The sequence below is a fragment of the Pseudoalteromonas sp. T1lg21 genome, from assembly GCF_002964625.1.
GTDB lineage: Bacteria > Pseudomonadota > Gammaproteobacteria > Enterobacterales > Alteromonadaceae > Pseudoalteromonas > Pseudoalteromonas gelatinilytica.
The window spans coordinates 362,827-383,162 of the sequence record NZ_PQBX01000060.1 but is presented as its reverse complement, the minus strand read 5'-3'; the positions used below and the strand labels follow the sequence as shown (position 1 = coordinate 383,162).

At 42.1% G+C, this 20,336-nt stretch carries 21 protein-coding genes and 1 pseudogene; 5 read left to right on the top strand and 17 right to left on the bottom strand.

Going from position 1 to position 20,336, the window contains the following annotated elements; genetic code table 11:
- The first annotated feature begins 10 nt into the window (after nt 1-10).
- The 5 genes from glnD to C2M25_RS15705 all read left to right on the top strand — a co-directional run bounded on the left by glnD (nt 11) and on the right by C2M25_RS15705 (nt 8,457).
- Complete coding sequence (gene glnD, locus C2M25_RS15725) at nt 11-2,629, top strand: [protein-PII] uridylyltransferase (protein WP_105181520.1); 2,619 nt, start codon at nt 11-13, stop codon at nt 2,627-2,629.
- 9 nt (nt 2,630-2,638) lie between these two features.
- Nucleotides 2,639-3,466, top strand: a complete 828-nt coding sequence (gene dapD / locus C2M25_RS15720; protein WP_063706839.1) for a 2,3,4,5-tetrahydropyridine-2,6-dicarboxylate N-succinyltransferase — start codon at nt 2,639-2,641, stop codon at nt 3,464-3,466.
- Between the two features lie 267 nt (nt 3,467-3,733).
- On the top strand, nt 3,734-4,066 hold the full coding sequence (locus C2M25_RS15715; RefSeq protein WP_105181519.1) for a hypothetical protein: 333 nt from the start codon (nt 3,734-3,736) through the stop codon (nt 4,064-4,066).
- 192 nt (nt 4,067-4,258) lie between these two features.
- Nucleotides 4,259-7,369, top strand: coding sequence for an efflux RND transporter permease subunit (locus C2M25_RS15710; protein ID WP_105181518.1), 3,111 nt, complete (start codon nt 4,259-4,261; stop codon nt 7,367-7,369).
- Complete coding sequence (locus C2M25_RS15705) at nt 7,366-8,457, top strand: efflux RND transporter periplasmic adaptor subunit (protein ID WP_442793022.1); 1,092 nt, start codon at nt 7,366-7,368, stop codon at nt 8,455-8,457. Before C2M25_RS15710 ends, C2M25_RS15705 begins: the two co-directional genes overlap by 4 nt.
- A gap of 119 nt (nt 8,458-8,576) precedes the next feature.
- Here C2M25_RS15705 and C2M25_RS15700 read toward each other — a convergent pair whose 3' ends face one another.
- The 17 genes and pseudogenes from C2M25_RS15700 to pspA all read right to left on the bottom strand — a co-directional run bounded on the left by C2M25_RS15700 (nt 8,577) and on the right by pspA (nt 20,291).
- Complete coding sequence (locus C2M25_RS15700; RefSeq protein WP_105181517.1) at nt 8,577-8,954, bottom strand: hypothetical protein; 378 nt, start codon at nt 8,952-8,954, stop codon at nt 8,577-8,579.
- A 123-nt stretch (nt 8,955-9,077) separates the two neighbouring features.
- Nucleotides 9,078-9,416: an RHS repeat-associated core domain-containing protein gene (locus tag C2M25_RS15695; protein WP_105181516.1), complete on the bottom strand. Its 339-nt coding sequence runs from the start codon at nt 9,414-9,416 to the stop codon at nt 9,078-9,080.
- Nucleotides 9,417-9,437: 21 nt separating this feature from the next.
- Complete coding sequence (locus tag C2M25_RS15690; protein ID WP_105181515.1) at nt 9,438-9,941, bottom strand: ATP-dependent nuclease; 504 nt, start codon at nt 9,939-9,941, stop codon at nt 9,438-9,440.
- A 102-nt stretch (nt 9,942-10,043) separates the two neighbouring features.
- The gene (locus C2M25_RS15685; RefSeq protein ID WP_105181514.1) at nt 10,044-10,505 is read right to left on the bottom strand and encodes an ankyrin repeat domain-containing protein; all 462 of its coding nucleotides are present in this window, start codon (nt 10,503-10,505) and stop codon (nt 10,044-10,046) included.
- 164 nt (nt 10,506-10,669) lie between these two features.
- Nucleotides 10,670-10,771 (bottom strand): annotated as a pseudogene (locus C2M25_RS22315) (RHS repeat-associated core domain-containing protein); the annotation flags it as partial.
- Nucleotides 10,772-11,039: 268 nt separating this feature from the next.
- The gene (locus C2M25_RS15675; RefSeq protein WP_105181513.1) at nt 11,040-11,417 is read right to left on the bottom strand and encodes a hypothetical protein; all 378 of its coding nucleotides are present in this window, start codon (nt 11,415-11,417) and stop codon (nt 11,040-11,042) included.
- A 45-nt stretch (nt 11,418-11,462) separates the two neighbouring features.
- Entirely contained in the window at nt 11,463-11,873 is a 411-nt protein-coding gene (locus tag C2M25_RS15670; RefSeq protein WP_105181512.1) for a hypothetical protein, read from the bottom strand.
- A gap of 93 nt (nt 11,874-11,966) precedes the next feature.
- A complete protein-coding gene (locus C2M25_RS15665; protein ID WP_105181511.1) occupies nt 11,967-12,353 on the bottom strand; it encodes a hypothetical protein in 387 nt (128 codons plus the stop codon).
- A gap of 696 nt (nt 12,354-13,049) precedes the next feature.
- Nucleotides 13,050-13,619 carry a hypothetical protein gene (locus C2M25_RS15655; RefSeq protein WP_105181509.1) on the bottom strand — a complete coding sequence of 190 codons (570 nt, stop codon included), beginning with the start codon at nt 13,617-13,619 and terminating at the stop codon, nt 13,050-13,052.
- A 120-nt stretch (nt 13,620-13,739) separates the two neighbouring features.
- Nucleotides 13,740-14,084: a 4a-hydroxytetrahydrobiopterin dehydratase gene (locus C2M25_RS15650; RefSeq protein WP_036969771.1), complete on the bottom strand. Its 345-nt coding sequence runs from the start codon at nt 14,082-14,084 to the stop codon at nt 13,740-13,742.
- 9 nt (nt 14,085-14,093) lie between these two features.
- Nucleotides 14,094-14,891 (bottom strand): phenylalanine 4-monooxygenase, encoded by a 798-nt coding sequence (gene phhA / locus C2M25_RS15645; RefSeq protein ID WP_054553132.1) that lies wholly within the window; start codon nt 14,889-14,891, stop codon nt 14,094-14,096.
- A gap of 226 nt (nt 14,892-15,117) precedes the next feature.
- The gene (gene megL, locus C2M25_RS15640) at nt 15,118-16,299 is read right to left on the bottom strand and encodes a methionine gamma-lyase (protein ID WP_105181508.1); all 1,182 of its coding nucleotides are present in this window, start codon (nt 16,297-16,299) and stop codon (nt 15,118-15,120) included.
- 134 nt (nt 16,300-16,433) lie between these two features.
- On the bottom strand, nt 16,434-17,468 hold the full coding sequence (locus C2M25_RS15635; RefSeq protein WP_105181507.1) for a TIGR01620 family protein: 1,035 nt from the start codon (nt 17,466-17,468) through the stop codon (nt 16,434-16,436).
- Nucleotides 17,465-18,877 (bottom strand): YcjX family protein, encoded by a 1,413-nt coding sequence (locus tag C2M25_RS15630; RefSeq protein ID WP_105181506.1) that lies wholly within the window; start codon nt 18,875-18,877, stop codon nt 17,465-17,467. Before C2M25_RS15630 ends, C2M25_RS15635 begins: the two co-directional genes overlap by 4 nt.
- Before the next feature lie 62 nt (nt 18,878-18,939).
- Entirely contained in the window at nt 18,940-19,341 is a 402-nt protein-coding gene (gene pspC / locus C2M25_RS15625; RefSeq protein WP_105181505.1) for an envelope stress response membrane protein PspC, read from the bottom strand.
- Nucleotides 19,338-19,571, bottom strand: coding sequence for an envelope stress response membrane protein PspB (gene pspB, locus C2M25_RS15620; RefSeq protein ID WP_036969793.1), 234 nt, complete (start codon nt 19,569-19,571; stop codon nt 19,338-19,340). The genes pspC and pspB overlap by 4 nt, the downstream gene beginning before the upstream one ends.
- Nucleotides 19,572-19,628: 57 nt before the next feature.
- Nucleotides 19,629-20,291: a phage shock protein PspA gene (gene pspA / locus C2M25_RS15615; RefSeq protein WP_063706823.1), complete on the bottom strand. Its 663-nt coding sequence runs from the start codon at nt 20,289-20,291 to the stop codon at nt 19,629-19,631.
- Nucleotides 20,292-20,336: the final 45 nt, after the last annotated feature.

Below are 20,336 nucleotides of genomic sequence, written 5' to 3'. Positions count from 1 at the left end.
GCCAGCCCCTGTGGCATTACCCAATAAAGTAAAAAAGTTGCTCAGCCAAGCTGAGCAACTTAGCGATTATCGCGACTGTTCTAGTTATTTTTATAAATGGCTACAGAACGAATTCTCAAAACAACCCGTTAGCAACTTAATTAATGCCCGCGCTGAGTTTATCGACCGCCTATTAATTAAATTGTTTCACGATTACGACCTTGCTCACGAAAGTGACTTAGCCCTAATTGCTGTGGGCGGCTATGGTCGTGGCGAACTGCATCCCTACTCCGATATCGACTTTATGCTACTGGTGAGTGAACAGCCAAGCGAAGCCGTGTGTGAGAAAATTGGCCAGTTCGTCACCATGCTTTGGGATCTTAATTTAGAAATTGGTCACAGCGTTCGCACCATAGAACAAGCATTAGAACAAAAACGCGAAGATGTGACATTTGCTACCAGTTTACTTGAGAGCCGATTAATTTTCGGTAATCACATCGAATTCGAAAAATTAAAAAATCATTTAATTGATTCGCCAATTTGGCGCTCAGACGAATTCTTTTTGGCGAAAGTACAAGAACAAAATCTACGCCATAGAAAATGCCATGGTACGGCTTATAACCTTGAGCCAAATATCAAAGAGAACCCAGGTGGCCTGCGCGACTTACAAACTATTATTTGGGTTGCTAAAAAGCACTTTAGAGCCGAAACATTACAAGAGCTGATCAATCACGGCTACCTCACCCATGAAGAATATCAAGAACTACTAGAGTGTTTAGAAAACCTCTGGAATATTCGTTTTGCACTGCACCTAGCTGCGGGGCGCTCTGAAAACCGTTTGCTGTTCGATCACCAACCTCACGCGGCAGAAATTCTCGGCTTTGGTAGTGATGGTAAAGCTTCGGTTGAGCGCATGATGAAACGCTTATTCAGGATCATGAGTCGCGTACGTGAGCTTAACCAAATGCTGCTGTCATATTTCGAGCAAAGCATTTTACCGGGTGCCGGTGAGCTACCTGTGATTGAACTTGATCGTAACTTTGAGCGCATTGGCCATCAAATTCGTGTAAAAAATCCGTCGGTGTTCTTTCGCCGGGATCAGCTATTTGTGTTGTTCGAGCATATTGCTGATAACCCTGAGATCACCCATATTTACCCAAGTACCATACGTACAATGCGCCAAGTGCGTCGTCGTTTACTGGGTGATTTACAAGACTACGCCGCCTGTCGCGAAGCATTTTTACGCTTAATAAAACACCCTAACGGTATGGGCCGTGCATTTACGCTAATGCACAAGCACGGCATTATTGCCGCCTACTTACCACAATGGCGAAACATCTTCGGGCAAATGCAGTTTGATTTATTTCATGCCTATACCGTGGATGAGCACACCCATAAGCTTATTAACAATATTTATAAGTATTTTGATAAGTCAAAAGTGAGCGAGTTTCCACTTTGTAGTGAAATCGTCACCCGCATGGATAAACCTGAGTTACTTTATTTAGCCGGTATATTTCATGATATCGCCAAAGGGCGCGGCGGCGATCACTCAGAGCTAGGCTCAGTTGATGCGATTGCGTTTGCTAAATTGCACCGCTTCCCATCATCAGACGGTAAGCTCATCTCTTGGTTAGTAGCTAATCACTTACTTATGTCGGTCACAGCGCAACGTAAAGATATTAATGACCCTGATGTGATTAAAGACTTTGCAAGCAAAGTAAAAAATGAGCGTCAGCTCGATTACTTATACTGCTTAACGTTGGCCGATATTCGCGCGACCAACGATAATCTGTGGAACGATTGGAAAAACACCCTACTCCGTGAGCTGTATTTGCATACCCAGCGAGCACTGCGCTTAGGGCTTGAAAATCCAATGGACCAACGTGACCAAATTCGAGATAAAAAGCAGCAAGCTAAACAACGCTTATTGAACCACGGCTGTAACGAAGATCAGATCGACTTAATTTGGAGCCGCTTTAAAGCCAATTACTTTACCGCTTTTAGTGAACAACAAATTTCGTGGCACACAGAACACTTATTAAATTGTGAAGATTTAAGCCTACCAAGCGTGACCGTGTCTGACACCGCAATGCATGGTGGTACGCAAGTGTTTGCCTACAGCCCTTACTCGGGAAGTTTATTCTCCCGTCTTGTGAGCGTTATTGGTTCGAAAAAAGCGCAAATTCAACATGCACAAGTGTTAACCACCAAAGATGGCTACGTGCTGTTTAGCTTTGTTATTTTAGAGGTTAATGGTGACCCAATTGCAAGTAACCGAGCACAAGGTATTAAACGCGCTTTAGAACTGGCGATTAGCGATCCGAAAAAGAAAATTCGCATCAAAAAGAACCGCTCACAGCGCTTCAAAGATTTTAATATCAAACCAAAAATTGTGCTTAGACCGCATGCGCGTAAAGATCGCAGCTTAATTGAAATTCAAGCGGTGGATATTCCGGGTCTATTAACGAAAATTGCGGAAGTATTTCAAGCACACTTATTACATATTCATGCCGCGCGGATCACCACTGTTGGTGAGCGTGCAGAAGATTTCTTCGTGGTATCAAATAACGAATACCAAGCATTAACAGACGAAGAACAGGCTAAAATTCATCAAGCATTGCGTAAAAAACTCAACGCAGAAACCGAATAAGAGGATCTTATGTCAGATTTAAAAACCATGATCGAAAACGCCTGGGACAATCGCGATAGCATCAGCCCAAGCACAGTATCAAGTGAAGTTAAACAAGCAATTATCGACGCGCTTGAATTACTTGATAGCGGTGCTGCGCGTGTTGCTGAAAAAATCAGTGGTGAGTGGGTTGTACATCAATGGTTAAAAAAAGCGGTGCTACTGTCTTTCCGTATTCGTGATAACCAACCAATGAGCGATGGTGTTAATCAGTTTTACGACAAAGTACCCCTTAAGTTTAGCGACTATACACCAGAGCAATTCCAACAAGGCGGCATGCGTGTTGTGCCAAATGCTGTGGCACGTAAAGGCAGCTTCGTAGGTAAAAACGTGGTGCTAATGCCATCTTATGTCAACATTGGCGCCTACGTTGATGAAGGTACGATGGTTGATACATGGGCAACGGTTGGCTCGTGTGCACAAATTGGTAAAAACGTTCACTTGTCGGGCGGTGTAGGCATTGGTGGTGTGCTTGAGCCACTGCAAGCAAACCCAACTATTATCGAAGATAACTGTTTTATCGGCGCACGCTCTGAAATTGTTGAGGGCGTTGTGGTCGAAGAAGGTGCGGTTATTTCAATGGGTGTTTACATCAGCCAAAGCACACGTATCTATGACCGTGAAACTGGCGAAACTCATTACGGTCGAGTGCCAGCAGGTGCGGTTGTTGTTCCAGGCTCTCTACCGTCAAAAGATGGTTCGCACAGCCTATACGCTGCCATCATCGTGAAAAAAGTTGATCAACAAACTCGCGAAAAAGTAGGTATTAATGCCCTACTTCGCTCGATTGATGAATAATAAAGCGGAGCTTTAAGCCGTCAGCTGTCAGCCGTCAGCCGTCAGCCGTCAGCCGTCAGCTTAAGTTTGAGATAAGAAGCGCGATGCTAACTAGTTTCGCGCTTTTTTATTATCTGTAATGCAATGATTTTTAGCTAGTTTGTTGAGATATACTCACAAATATGTTTTAGTATAAAAAACAAACAAAAAATAATAGTGAAAATGTTCAAGTCTTTTCGGAGTTTTACCCACACGGAATTATTTTATTACACAGGACTATTCTATCTTGTGGCAATCATACTGTTTGCATCACGTAGCTACCTATACGATTTTTTTGTCACCGACACAAATTCACATCGCACTGAGGTCAAAGAGCTTGAAGTTGCTTTAACATCGCACGTTAATAAAGATTATGTTTTTGAAGCATTGCAAACGACCTTAGATGGCCTTACAACACCCGATCGAGTTGCAGTTAAAATCCAGTGTTATACAGCTTTCTGTGATGTTAGTTTCACGAATCCGTTTATCACCATTAACGACCACAATCACTACAGTGCAGAAGTAAAGCGTGTGTTTGAGCAAAATGTGGCTGCACTTAGCCGAAAAGATACGACTCACTAGTTTCAGACTCTAAAACTTAAGGCTTAAAACTTAAAGCTCCTCGGCTAAATTGTTACATCTTATTTCAAATACACACTTTATCGCTTAATTACGGCTATTCAGCGTTACTTCTGACATACATTTCATTTACCTCACTGGCACTTTTTTTACATCGCACTACAATGCAGACAAACTGATTTTGGAACACACACAATGAACCTGACACGTAGTTCGCTGAAAAACCCTGCGAGTGTTATTGTCATCTTGGTGTTGATTATGTTGTTTGGCATGTTGAGTATTTTTAAGCTGCCAATTCAGCTCACACCAGATATTGAGCAACCGCAGATCACTATTTTCTCTGGCTGGCGTCAAGCTGCACCTGAAGAGATTGAATCGGTGATCATTGAGCCGCTCGAGAACGCGGTAAAAAACACCCCGGGTGCGCTAGAGGTTAATACTTACATTAACCGTGGCAATGGCTCTATCACGTTGACTTTTGCTGTTGGACAAAACATGCAACAGGCCATGCTTGATGTGTTAACAAGCCTTAACCAAGCGCCGCCCCTGCCGTTAGATGCATTTGATCCTGTGGTTTTTGCTGGCGGTAATAATGGAGAAGCCGCAGCAACGTTACTGGTCACCCCGAAAGATTTTAATAGCGACAGCCTTGATTTAGACATGGCGCAGTTCCAAAAACAAATCGATGAATTTGTTGAGCCCCGTTTGGCACGTATCCCTGGTGTTGCCCGCGTTGACTTAGCCAGTGAACGACCAAAAGAATTACGTATTACCTTTGACCCTCACAAAGCCGCTGCACTTGGCGTCAGCCTTGACCAAATTAGTAACGTATTAGCCAGCTCTCGCGATACCTCTGGTGGCCTTGCCAATGTTGGCCGTCGTCAATATACCGTACGTTTTACTGGGCAATATGATTTATCGAGCATGGCACAAATGCGTGTTGGTTATTCAGGCGATAGACCCATTTACCTTGGTGATATTGCAAGTGTAGAGCGCACTTTCTCTGACCGTTTAGGGATGAGTGGTCGAAATGGTAAACCCGCGTATTACATTCGTATTTCGCGCGCTAACGAAGCCAATACCGTTGCCCTACTCGACGACATTAACCTTGCCATTAAAGAGCTAAACGAAGGGCCGCTGGCTGAGAATGGCTTATCGATTGAATTAAGTTTTGATGCCTCAGTGCATATTCGTAATGCCTTGTCGTTAGTTAAAAGTAACTTAGGCTTGGGTGTTCTGCTGTCGTGTTTGATCTTATGGCTGTTCTTTAGAGGCTTAAAGGCCACGTTTGTCATTGCAGCGACAATTCCTGTCTCTTTGTTAGTTGCGTTTTTAACATTGAATATTTTTGACCGTAGCTTAAATGTTATTTCATTGGCGGGCCTTGCCTTTGCTGTTGGCTTAGTACTTGATGCCGCCATCATAGTGCAAGAAAACATCGCAAGGCTCAGAAGCGAAGGCTTTGATAGTAAAAAAGCCGCGCTAAAAGGTGCAGCTCAAGTAACAGGCGCTTTATTTGCCTCAACCACCACCAGCGTTGCTATCTTCTTGCCAATTTTATTTATGGCAGGTATTGAGGGGCAATTATTCTCTGACTTGGCGCTCACCTTATCCATTGCTGTAATTGCCTCTATGATTTGCGCAATTACACTTATTCCGTTGGCTAACCATTTTTGGCCAGACAAAGAGCTCAAAGCGGATCCTTATCGTGAATATTGGCAGAAGCTAACTAACTTCATCATGGCGCTAACCAATACCCGCGTTAAACAAATAGTATGGATAGTGTCGTTATTGGGTGGCTCAGTCGTCGCGACCATGACCATGCTCCCGAAAACTGATTTTATGCCGCGCGCACCAACCGATGGCTTTTTCTTTAACTTGAATACCCCGCCAGGCGGCAATGTACAGTTTATGGAAGAAGAGCTGCTGATGCGTATTAAAAAGCGCTTAATGCCTTATTACACAGGTGAAAAAGAGCCGGGGATAAAAGATTTTAACTTTTATGCTTTTGGTTCGAATGCTGGCGGCTTTATTTATTCTGCTGATCCGCAACGTGTTGAAGAATTAATGAAGGTAGCCCGAGAAGAAATCTTCATCGATTTACCCGACACCCAAGTATTCTTCTTTAGAGGGTCGATGATCCAAGTTGCTAATGGCGGTGATGGTCGTAATATCAATATCGATTTAACGGGTCCGAATATGGACGAGCTAATCGCCGGTGCTAATGTGGCGCTGCAAGCTGTCACCGACGCAATGCCGAATGCCACTGCAAGGCCACAACCACGACTCGATATGGCAGAGCCAGAACTTAGGCTCACACCCAATGACCGTCGTATAACCCAAGCTGGGCTAACTCGTCGTGATGTATCTCAAGCAGTGCAAGCCTACACAGGTGGGTTATTTGTTAATGAATACTTTGATGGCAACGAACGCATGAACGTGATTTTGCGTGGCATACCGTGGCAAACTCCAGAGGAGCTTAAAGCCCTTCCCATTGTGACCCCACAATCAGGTATTCAAACCTTAGGCGAACTTGCCAATATTGAGCGCACCGTGGGGCCAACCCAGCTTAGACGTGTTAATGGCCGCCGTACCGTGAGTATTGTTGTCACGCCACCAGCGGACATGAGCTTGCAACAAGCGCAAACTATTCTCTCAGAGCAAGTTATGCCAAAAGTTCGTGCAAGCTTGCCTGACAGCTCTGGCGCGATTTTGGCGGGTAACGCACAAAAGATGAATTCGGCCATGCAAGAAATGACAATCAACTTTATCTTGGCTCTGTTTATTTTATTCTTGCTAATGACCGCATTGTTTAAGTCAGCCAAAGACAGCGCGTTAGTTTTACTGGTCATGCCATTGGCAATTGCAGGCGGTGTACTGGCCCTATTCGTACTTAACTTATTTACCTTCCAATCGCTCGACTTACTGACCATGATTGGCTTTATTATCTTGCTGGGTCTGGTGGTAAATAATGCCATTTTGTTGGTTGACCAAACCCGTGTCGCAATGGCCGCTGGGCTCAGTCGAGAAGACGCCGTTCGCCAAGCAGTGCTGCTGCGCGCAAGACCCGTTTACTTAAGTACCTTAACCAGCTTATTTGGCATGCTGCCACTGATGCTAATGCCGGGGGTAGGATCAGAAATTTACCGTGGTCTTGCCACTGTGATTGTCGGCGGCATGGCCATTAGTGCCCTATTTACCCTGATATTAATGCCAAGTTTATTGCAACTTGGCAGACAGCTGCCGCCCGTTAATAACAAACAGCAACCAGAAAAAACGCCTTTAAGCTTGGTATCGAATCAATGAGTATTAAAACAATGAACACACCTTTTCGTAAATTAACCGCTCGCTTTTGTGCGCTATTCAGTCTTATCGCATTTAACGCCTTTGCAGTCGTACCTGTTACGGTAGAAACCGTCACACAAGCTCCGCTGACAAGCGAAATTGAAGTTAGTGGCACTTTGTATGGCAAAGATGATGTAACCTTAACAGCAGGCGTTAGCGGGCGTTTATTATATGTTGTTGAGCCAGGTACTCTGGTTAAAAGTGGCGACACCCTAGTTCGTATGGACACCTTACCGCTTGAACTTGAAAAAGCACGCCAGCAAGAAATGCTCAATCGCGCCAAAATAAACCTACGCTTATATCAACAAGAGCTCGCTCGTTTACAAAAACTCGCCAAAGCCAGTAGTGCTGCAGCAAGCCAAGTCGATGATATGCAAAATAAGCATGACCTTGCGTTATCTGATATCACACTGGCTAAGGTTGAATTAAAAGTGATAGACGATCAGCTTTCCCGTGCAACCGTTCGCGCCCCATTTGATGGCGTGATCAGCGAGCGTTTTAAACGCGCTGGTCGCGAAATAAATCGCGCAGATGAACTGGTCACCCTGCTTGATATTAATAACTTAGAAGTGCGTTTGTACGTGCCTGTTAAATACTTAAAGTTTTTGCACAAAGGCATAGAGTTACCAATTCAAGCCGGCGACTTATCAGCCCCAGATATGACAACAGCCACTGTAACAGCGGTGATCCCATCAACCGATCCGCGTTCACAAACCGTAGAAGTACGTGCCTTACTACCAAATGATGCCGAGCAAACATGGGCAATTGGCCAACTGGTTGATGTAGCCGTGCCACTAAAAAGCAAAGGGGATGTACTACTGGTGAATCGCGATGCGCTGATCTTACGCAAAAAAGGCACCCATATCGTCAAAATCGACAACGACAACAAGGCCCTGCAAATTCCCGTAAAAGTCGGTAATGGCAAAGATAAACTGGTTGAAGTCACCCCGACTTCTAACATCACTTTAAATGCGGGCGATAAAGTGGCAGTACGCGGCGCCGAGCAACTGCAAACCGGACAAGAAGTCGAAGTTCAGGTAAAGCAATAACTGCTAGGCTTGAGATGACTGCCAGCTATTTAATATTTTAAGAGCTGGCAGTTATGATAAAGGGTAGTAATGATTATTAAGAGTTGCGCTTGTTTTTTGACATTTCGTTATTTATATTGTCATTCTAGCTTGAATTGGGGACCTGTTTTATGTAGTTGAGTCGAGTCCAAAATGAACTCTTTCTTTTCACCGACTTTGAATTTGATGATTTTTTCTCTAGTAACTTTCTTCACTTTTGAATCGTTTAATTCCACAGATAAATAATAAAAGCCAAGTAAGTTAAAAGAGTATCTTACAATTACTTCTGCATCACTGAATGAATATGAGACCCTATATACCCATAGAAGTGCGCAAAATAAAATGGCTCCAACAACCCACTCTATCCCATAAAAATTAACAGCAGTTACAAATATTGCAATTATTACAATCTGAGGAACCAAGAGTATGAATTTCAACCAGTTGTATAGATTTCTTTTTTTAAGAACTGTATAGCCCATTTCTACTTCCTAGTTTGCAGTTCGTCTTTTTCCGAAGATATAAGTACATTTGTCGTCTCAGCGATAGCAGCATTTGCGTTACCCTAAAATTTCATTGCCTGAGCACCTTTACCAACAGAACCATTAGCACTCCCAATTTAAGATTGCAGATGCAGCTCCACTTGTCGCCACGGTTATTCCTCCAGCCACAATGTGCATAAACTTGCCACTAGGATCGACCATATTTACCGGATCATTCCTCACATCAGCATAAAGATTCATCTGTTCTTCATAACCTACAGGGTCAGTCTGGAGGAAACGCCCTAGCTTTGGATGATAAAGCCGTGCTTTATAGTATAAAGCCCAGTACCTAATTAAGATTTGACCTGTATAAGGAAAACGCGATGAGCTTGTATTAACCGGCTCACCAAATGAGTCAAGATTATGTGTTGCTATTCTTGAACCTGAGCCATTCGTTTTCACTGATAAGTTGCCACTTCAGACTTACCAAGGGCAAAAAGCAAGACCTGACTCTACTAGCTTGGGTGAAATTAGCTCCCTGTGACTCCAAGGAAGTCGCTTCTCTAATCCTTCCTGAGCAGCGCGATTTGAATATAAGCCCCAGTCTGGATCTAAACCTTTATCCACGACCAACCTAACTGTAATAACAGTTTCAGCGCCTACTTGAGGCTCATCATAGAATTCCTTAGTAGTAAGGTTGTAAGAACGGAGAAAACTGCCATAGCGCTCAATGCTAAGAAGTTCATCACTTAAGTGCCCTAAAGTGACAAAGATTTCAATTGGGTTATCAATCTTGGAGTTATGGAAGTCAGCATCTGTAAAACTAATATTGCGCCTTGCTCCTAGGCATAAGTCAATCGCATCAAGTATTGAAGATTTTCCTAAGTCACCAGGGCCAATGATGCAATTTACACCTTCCGTTGGATACCAATCCAGAGACTGAATTCCTCTGAAATTACGTATAGCGATGTGACGAATAATCGACATAATACTCCTTAATTCAACTTCCTTATTAATTACAGCAACATAACGAACTTACCACAAAAAAGCAAAGCCCCGACTAGCGAGGCTTTTGATTCAACGAACACATTAATCTCGCATACTTACTAGAAAGTTAATCATATTTTGACTTTCCATGTCTTCACCATAACAATCGTCAGGTAGCTCATTATCTTCATTCAAAATGTTAATATCCGCCCCATTTGATACTAAAAGCTTCACTTTTTCCAAAGTTTCCGATAAATGCAAAGGAGTATCACCATACATATTTAACGCATTAACGTTTGCACCATTGTCGATCAACAGTTGAACAATTTTAGAATCATTTTGTATATGAAGTGGAGTCTGTCCATCATCCCTTGAAGCATTGACATCAGCTCCTCTATCAATAAGAAGTTTCAAGACTTTATAATTTTCATTAAAGTGCAGCGGTGTAATACCCCCTTGCGCTTTAATGTCTGCACTTACTTCTTCATTTAAGAAGTTAGTTGCCTCAACAACAGATGCCGTTTTATGCAGTATTGATAATGTATTCACAAACTTTTCATTCATTTTAGTTTCTCATTTTAACTTTCCATTTCCCTTTTTTGTTCACCACAACATTTGGTAGTTTTGAAGCCGCATTTCTTGTTTTCTGATCTGTGATAGTACTTTGTACATGACCGTGATAAGTCTCATTATTGCCACTTTGCTCATGTCTATCTAAAACTACTACCTCACCAATTACCTACATACGCATACATATTCATCCCATCTTTATATCCAATGGGAACAGTCTGCATAAAACGCCCTAATTCAGGGTGGTAAACCCGTGCTTTGTAGTGATAAAGTAAGACTTACCAAGGGCAAAAAGCAAGACTTGACCCCTTCATTTTTTCAGATGAGATTTTTCCAACTTCTTCGACACGGATTCAGTCCTGAGCAAATCACCCAATTGAATTTGGCACCAAACGACCGTTTTCATTGAACCAAAAAAAACAAAACCAGATTCTGCTGGCTTTGGATTGAGAGCAAGTATTGCTAGTTTGGTTGAATCCTAGCTCCGACTAGCGAGGCTAGGATTCAAAATCATTTTTCTAAACTTAACTAATCCGAGTAAAAGTCAAAGGTAATTGTTAAACCAGCTTTTAGTAACTTGCCGTATAAATTCGAATCTAAAGTAAAACTACCTTGCCCATTATCTGAGCTAACCATGCAAAATATATCAATGGTGGTTTTAGCTTTTATATTAGTGCTTAAATCTCGTTCCAAATAAAAACACAAAAGTTGATCAATAGATTCTTGCATCAAAGAGGATTCATCTTCAATCGTTAGCGTCCACTGAGTATACGGTCTCTTCTTTTTTGCCTTACCAAACTCTTGCCCTATGGAAAAACCTTTCGTTGGCTCTCCTAGGTCCTTGATTATTTCTTCTAACGACAGGGAATCTGACTTAACTCTTAAAGAAGCTTTACATTCAAGCATTTCTAATAACCCTTATTTCGTCTTCAATATTACCGATGCTATCACCTAAGCCACCATCTTCAGTTTGCGGGAATACCTCTCACAATCATTACATACCACTACATCGGGGTTGTTTGGCAAATTAGCATTTCCTTTTACACCGTGTATAGCATCTTTGACTTCCTTGGGTTTTAAACCATGGGCTTTACCGATTTTTCCGGGTTTGTTTGAGGTATCACCACCACAACTTGGGCAGTCGCTCACTTCAGGTTTAGTTTGACCTTTATTTTCACTAGATTCGTTGTAAGCATTCAGCGCTTCAGAACCCGCGTAACCTGCAAGAGCAGCACTACCTACAAAGAAAGCAGCCTTTCCTAATGCTACGATTTCAGGGACAAAAAGCAACACAACAGCGAACTCGCCTGTAGGATCAACCATATTAATCGGATCATTTCCAACATAGGCATACAGGTTCATCTGATTTTGAACTAAAGATCAAAAAAACACAGCTGCCTGCTTGGCCGGAGTTTTCTGATGGGTGACCCTTTTTGAGCGGCAAACGAACCAAGATTATTTATAGTCACTTTCGAGTTCAAGGTCAGATACTATTAGCTTTCTTAAGCTTTCTAAAACCAGCAAATACATGGCGTACTCATGGTACTTTAGATGATATTTTGAGAACCAAGATTTAAAATCAGTATTTTCAAATAATGTTAACTTTTGTAGTTTAAGTAACTTTTCAGAGCGTCCGGAAATAGTCAGTTTAGAGTATTTATAGGCTACACCTTCGATAACTTCAGAATAGAATAGGACTTCGTCATATATTGAAAATTGATCTTCTTCTAATGCAAAACACTCAACCCCGATAGCTTTAATATCTTTCTTTGCCTTTTCAAATTGCTTAAAACCTAAGTTCAACAAATTTTGAACTTGTTGTTCTGAATCGCTTAAATTCATAACTCTAATTTTTTCCGTATGTTAAAGTTTTCCCGTTCAACTCTATTTTGAATTCTCCATCTTTTCTAGTAAATATCGTTGAACCATCAATATGGTGCTTTTCCTAGTTCTTTTTTTATTGAATTACTGTTATGAAGGTCAAGTCTTGTTTTTTGCCTTATGAAAGGAAAAAACAAGTTCAGGGCCCTTTGGCTTCCTTGCTATCCAGAGTACCTACCTTAATTCCGATGACAGTACTAACAATCGCAAAGGCTATACTCAGAGGCACTTCGACAAACCATAAAGGTGGGATAAATAACGTTTGTAATAGTATCGATACAATTATTGTTCCCACTATAAAGCTCAGTAAGTATACACTTAGGGCATAATTCCAAGCTTTTACAACATTGCGCTTAGCCATAACGGTGTAGATACCTGCGCTCAATAAATAAGATGGTAATAACTGGTATGTAAAGTATTTGCCGAATGAGAGTGAAGCTAAGTTATCACTACCAATTATTAGAGTGATAAAGGTACTTAATACGGTATTCAAAGCCAGCATGGCTAAAGTGTATTTTACTATCCTTAAACTGTTCAATTTGTCTCCATGTGTCATGTCACAATCATGATTTAAAAATGGCTGATAATGGCTTCTGCAGAGCATGTATTCAGAAAACCACTTATAATCGCAGCCTCCTTTCACAAGGCCAACACCTCTCACTGCAAACAGCCAAACCCTTTTAATGAAATTTCTTGAGTATTCGCGCCACTTTGGTTTTTATGTTGAATGATCAAACGCGAATCTTGGCTAGTAAAGGTAAAGGTTCCGAGCCAAGGTAGCTGGGCAATTGGTTGCATGTGGTAAAAACCGTTGGCATCAAAGCATATAAATGAGAACTCATGATGTACCGGAGCAAATACGCCATAATCAGCGGTAAATACAGCAATGTTGTCTTGCAGCATAAAATGTTTCGCTTGCGTGCCCGCTACTAAATACCAAAAGCATATTGCTGTCATTATCACCACTTGCAAGCCGCCGAGTAAAAATACTGAAAATTTAAGAATACGAGTCGATTTACTGGCTTCCATATAAAGGCGCTTTGCTTTGAGTAATAACCCAAGCCCAATGGCAACCATAGTGAGCTTTATAATCATCAGCGCCACGCCTACTTGATACATCAGCTTAGGGCTATGCCATTGAATGCCAAATGTTTGCGGGATAAACAAACTATCAATTAGGGGCAGTAAAATGAGTAGGAATGGCAAAATAAGCGCTTTGTTTTTCATTATTTACTTTTCTAGTGTTCTCGCAAAGATAAGAGTTCAATGTTAATTCTTGGACTCTAAAAAAGCAAAAAGGCGGAACCTGAGGTTACGCCTTTTATCGTTCTGGGCAGAACTTAAAATTTACAGTGCAGCGAATACATCGTCTGTTTTAGCAGCACAGATAAAATCATTTTTGTGTAACCCTTTGATAGAGTGGCTCCACCAAGTAACGGTTACTTTGCCCCACTCGGTTAACAGACCTGGGTGGTGACCTTCTTCTTCAGCCATATCGCCCACTTTATTAGTGAACTCAAGTGCTTGCTTGAAGTTTTTAAACTTGTAAACACGCTCTAATTGCATAATGCCGTCGCGCACTTCAGGAACCCAATCTGGGATCATTTTGATCAATTCTGCTAATTCAGCATCAGATACTTTAGGCGCATCAGCACGACACGCTTCACACTTTTGTGTGCTTAATGAAGACATTATAAATCCTTAACTTGCTAATTTTTCTTTAGGAGGAAACTTTGGCTCATGTAGCCCTAATTCTTTTGCTTTACTCACCAGCGACATGATATCCATTTGTGAAATATCAAATAAGTCATTGATTGAGTTAATGGTGTAGTACACAGGCTGCATAATATCAATACGATAAGGTGTACGTAATACATCAAGCACGTTCATCGCATTGATTTCTGGCTTATCTGAGTACACATACTGTGTTTCGCCTGGGCTTGATAAAATACCACCACCATAAATACGCAGACCTTGTTCGGTTTGCATTAAACCAAACTCAACGGTAAACCAGTAAAGGCGTGCTAAATAAACACGATCTTTCTTTTCAGCGGCATAACCTAACTGACCATATTTGTGTGTAAACTCAGCAAATGCTGGGTTGGTAAGCATCGCACAATGACCAAAAATCTCGTGGAAGATATCTGGCTCTTGTAAGTAGTCAAACTCTTCACGGCTGCGAATAAAAGTCGCTACTGGGAACTGCTTGTTTGCTAATAATCGAAAGAACTCATCAAAATCGATCAGTGCCGGAACAGGCGCAACTTGCCAGCCCGTTGTTTCGAGTAACACTTCGTTGAGTTCACTAAGTTGTGGAATACGATCTGTTGGTAAATTAATTTTCTTAAGACCTGCTAAATATTCATCACAGGCTTTACCTTCTATGCAAGCGAGTTGGCGAGCAACGAGCTCAGACCATATTTTATTTTCTTCTTCGCTCCAATGGATAACCCCATTTTCATCAGGTTGCTTGGAGGTGTAATTACTTGCTTTAGCCATAATAACCTTCTTCGTTAAATCTTGATCAGCATTGATCAGAATCTCATTAACTTGTTAAGCCGATACTATGTAAAAGTAAGCGAAATTTTAATAGTTAAGGCTGTTTCTAAGGTTTGCAGAAACAGCCTTAACGTAAAGTTAAAATTACACCAAAAGATCGAAAAGTTTACACGCTACATTTTTAAAGGGATAAAAGTAAGCACAACCGTAAACTTAAAATTACAACCTAACCAATGAATGTAAATGCCGTTTTAAGATCGTTAATAATGTCGTTAACATCCTCAAGACCAACTGATAATCGAATTAAGCCATCACTGATCCCTGCAGCTGCTCTTTCTTCGGGTGTATAAGGCGAATGTGTCATCGATGCAGGATGTTGAATGAGGGTTTCAGCATCCCCTAAACTGACAGCAAGCGTGCAAAGCTGGGTGTTATTTATAAATGTTTCGCCATCTTCAAGGCTGCCTTTTATTTCAAAGGCAATAACACCACCAGCGGCTTTCATCTGTGAGCCAATAAATTGATGACCCGGGTGTGATTTAAGCCCTGGGTAATAAACTTGGCTTACCAATGGGTGCTGCTCTAAATATTCAGCAACCACTTGGGCACTCGCACAGTGGCGCTCCATACGTACAGCAAGGGTTTTTAAACCGCGATTAATTAACCATGCATCATGAGGGCTAATCGTTGCGCCAATATCTTTTAGCACCGTCATTTTTATCAGGTTGATGTGCTCCTCTGTGCCGCACACGACTCCTGCTACCACATCACCATGGCCATTTAGGTATTTAGTTGCGCTGTGTACCACAATATCAATACCAAACGAGGTAGGTTGCTGTAGCAGAGGCGTTAAGAAGGTATTGTCGATAACGCTTATCAGCTGATGCTGCTTGGCAACATCAGCAATTAAACTTAGATCAAGCACTGCCATGGTCGGATTAATTGGCGTTTCTGCAAAAATCATTTTTGAATTGGCTTTAACCGCGCCGCGAAGTTCAGCTTCGTTAGTCATATCAACAAAAGTAACTTCGATACCAAAGCGCGGCAACATGTGAGCAAAAAATGCAAAGGTGCAACCGTATAACGCACTTGATGCGACTAGGTGGTCACCTTGTTGTAAAAAGCTAAGCACAGACGCAGACACGGCTCCCATACCGGTCGCTGTGGCAGCCGCTGCTTCACAGTTTTCTAACTGAGCCACTTTTTGTTCTAGCTCTTGCGTTGTCGGATTACCTAAACGGGTATAAATAAAGCCCTGCTCTTCACCAGCAAATCGGGCTGCACCTTGGGCTGCATTAGCAAATGCGAAGGTAGAGGTTTGGTAAAGCGGCGCACTCAGTGCGCCATGTGGGTCATTTGGTTTTTCTGGACCATGAATACATTGTGTATGTAAGTGATGCTTAGTCATTGTGTGTTCTCGTTTTTATTATCAGTACTTCATACTCATAAATAAAACGTAGATACCCACGATGCACAAGCATGCCGGATGCTCAGATGGCTAAATATCACTCAGCTGTTTTTATTAACTGTACACAAAAGTTGTCATTTTGTATTTTCGCTCTCTTTGTCGCTCGTACGTGAGGCAATTTTACGGGCAATACTATTAGCGGTTTCTTTCAGCAAGCTACGCTTATGCTCTAAGCGAGGTAACGGGCGACTAAGCTCCATCGCTTTATACCCTATACGTGCGGTAAAAATACCGGCACTTAGCCCTTGCGCTGCACGACCCGACAACTTCCCCAGTAATTCAGCGCTTAATGCCGTCGCTGCTAAATCTGAGACTAACTCTGCACTACCAACAAAAAGCACTTGTTTCACTAATAAGCGATACAATTTAATACGGCTTGCATAACCAAAACCAATACCGTAAATACGGCCAATTTGTTCAATGAGCTTAGTGCCACGCCATAGCACCGCCATCATATCAACTAAAGCCAGAGGGCTTAGCGCAACCAATAAACCAGACTCAGTAGCAAAACGGTTAATCAGTTTTTTCGCTTGCTGATCTTGGCTGACCAATAAGCTATCGGCGTATAAGGTCATGATTTCTTTATCAGTATGGTGACTTGCTATTTGCTGCTTAAACTCTTCAAACCCAATAAGCGTTTGATGTTTATTAAGCTTTTCTAGCCATGGTAATGCTTCACCTACTTGCTCGCTATTGAGTAAGCGGTCGGCCTCTGTGCGATGCAATTGATTACGCTTCAAACTTCTTAGCATGCGGTACTCGCGCCAAATAACACGGGCAATCAGTAGCACACCACTTAGAACAGCCGTTAAATACACCGAACCTAAAATAATTGATTGCTGAAACGTCACAAACAATGACATCGCAAACTCAAGTAACACTAACGCTAAAAAGCTAACAACAAACACCCCTTTTAGGGTTTGCCATTTCGACTTTTTATACACAGGCTCAAGCTCAATGCTATCTTGCTGATCTTCTTCAGTGTCGATAAATTCGGCGTTTTCTATCACTTTAGCAACAGTTAACTCCTCTGTAGGAGCTTCGTTACTTGCAGAGCTTGAAATACGGCGACCAGCCTGAAAGTTCATCTCCTTTGTTTGCTCACTCATGTTAGTTTATCTCCTATCAGATACTGCATGACATGATCTAAACGAATATGCTTTAACCGTTTATCAGGGCATGGCAGTGGCGAAAACGATAAGAACTCAAAGCCCTGTTTTGGCCACTCTTGTTTGTTGAGCAGGCGTGACGGCGGCTGCGGCGGTAAATACGTCAGCCATTCTTGCTCGCCTAAAGGCTTGCCATAAATACAAGCTAACTGCTGGCCTTTCTCAGCCACTTGGCGTGGCTCTGTAGCGCAGATAGATGACATTGCCATGGTTTCGATTTGCACACCTTCGAACTTTAAATGATTCGTTTGGTCATGCACGATTGAATCAAGCAATAGCGCTAAATCTTTATGATATTGCGCACTAATATGATCTGACTTATTGGCCGCAAACAGTAGCTTGTCGATATTTGGTTTAAACAAACGCTTAAAGAAACTTGCTTCACCATAATTAAAGTGCGCCAACAATTGGTTAATAACACGGCTTTGCTCATGCAGCGTTTCGCTGCCTTCATTCAAGGCGCTGAGCACATCCACCAGCACAATTTGTCGGTCAAAATGACGAAAATGCTGCTCGTAAAAAGGTTTTACAACCTCTTTTACATAGGCTTTATAGCGCTTTTTAAGATGCGCTAAATTCGACCCTTCGGTTATATCGTCAGGCACATTCGCAACTGGGAAAAACTGCAGTAGCGGCGCTCCTTTAAGCTCCCCTGGCATCAGCATGCGACCAGGTTGCAGCATGGCAAGTTTGGTGTCTTTTTTAAGGCCGACTAATAACTGTTGATAAAGCGCAGCAACATCAGCAAGTTTGCTCTCATCAACACTGGCTGATAAATCAAGTTCAGCAAGGGCGGTTAAAAATGGCTTCGCTTTTTCGTTGCGTGCTGTTTGCTGCAAGAGTGAGTATTGTGACTCACACCAATCAGTAAATGATTGCTCTAGCATTGGCAAATCAAGTAGCCATTCACCTGGGTAATCAATAATGTCTAAATAGAGTGTTGATTGCGGTGCGAAGTGACCACGCAGCCCCGAGTTACTTTGGTACTTAATTGCTAAACGTAGCGTATTTATACGCTCGGTAGAGGCAGGCCATGTTGGCTCACCTTCAACAGGTAACAACGCCGATAATGCATTGGTATATTCAAATGTCGGAATTGTCAGTGCTTGCTGCGGCACTATTTTTGTGGCGATATGACGCTTTTCGCGCATCACATCAAAAAAAGGTAAGTTTTTATCGTCAGCTTGGCTGGTTAAGTGTTTAACCAAGGCGGTAATAAAAGCGGTTTTGCCGCTGCCACTTAAGCCTGTGACGGCTAACTTCACGTGTTGGTCTAAACTACGATGAAGGGCTTTTTCCGCTTTATTTTTTAACGAATTAAAGGTGTTCTTTGCGAATGATTGGCTCATAAAGTGTCTAGCACCTTATTTGCGCTGGGTATCACGATGCAAACAAGGTGCGTATATGTCCTTTAAAGTTTGTTGATTTCACGGCTAATCGTAAATTCTGTTGATGTGACATAGCGTTCCATCTCTTGTAAACGACCATCAACTCGAGCAAGACGATCTTTTAAATCTTGCAATGCACGGCGAGGTGGTTCCCCTTTTTGCCATACTTTAAATTTTACTTCAAGCGGGTCTTGGTGAATGCTGTCTGCGCTTTTATCTGCTTTTTCAGTCGGTTTTTTGTCTAAAATAAACCAAGCAGCAATGTAAGCAACAACAATAAACGGGCCGCCTGATAATAGTACTGCTGTCACCACTAAAATGCGTACCAGCCAAAGCTCCATGTTAAAGTAATCGCTGATACCTGCGCATACGCCAGCTATTTTACCGCGCTCTGCGTCTCTAAATAATTCGCGTTTGGTACTCATACTTTACGTCTCCACTGCGGAGCCTCTTGATCAAGTAAGGCTTCTAATGTTTCAACACGCTCTGCCATTTTATCCGCTTTTTGTGCAAGCTCTAATAATTGGCGGTGCTCGTGTTCACTTAAACCTTGGCTCACTTGTTTTTTACTACGGTAATGTAAAATTAGCCAAAGTGGGGCAACAACCACCATAAAAACAATAATCGGTGCCATCAAAACTTCTGCGTCGAACATGGTACTCTCCTGTCAATCCGTTATGTGTTTAAGCATTGGGGGACTCGCCCCCATTTATTATTTTTTATCTGCTAGTTTTTTCTTAAGCTCAGCTAGCTCATCATCAATCTTTTCGTCTTGCTGAAGACCAGCAATTTCGTCAGCTAATGATTTTTTACCAAGATCATAAGACTCTATTTGTGATTCTAGACCATCGATCTTACTTTCGTAACGTTCGAAGCGGTTTAAAGCGTCTTCAACTTTAGAGCTGTCGAGTGCTTTTTTAACTTCAAGACGCGACTCTGCAGAGCGTTGGCGTAAGATGATTGCTTTTTGACGCGCTTTTGCATCAGCAAGCTTCTCTTGTAACGTGCTCACTTCTTGCTGTAATTTCTCGATGTGAGACTCTACATGCTCAAGCTCAGATTCAACAGCGGCGACTGCATCTGCTGACTTTTGCTTTTCAATCAGTGCTGCACGTGCTAAATCATCACGGTCTTTACTTAGTGCTAATTCAGCTTTTTCTTGCCAGTCTGCAACTTGAACTTTTAAAGTGTCAACGCGACGTACTAGCTCTTTTTTCTCAGCAAGTGTTTTAGCTGATGTAGAGCGAACTTCTACTAATGTATCTTCCATCTCTTGGATGATCAGGCGAACCATTTTTTCTGGGTCTTCTGCTTTATCTAAGATGGCATTGATATTAGAATTAACGATGTCTGCAAAACGTGAAAAAATTCCCATAACATTTACCTCTTTGGTGTTTTAACTTAATCAGTTGGTATATCT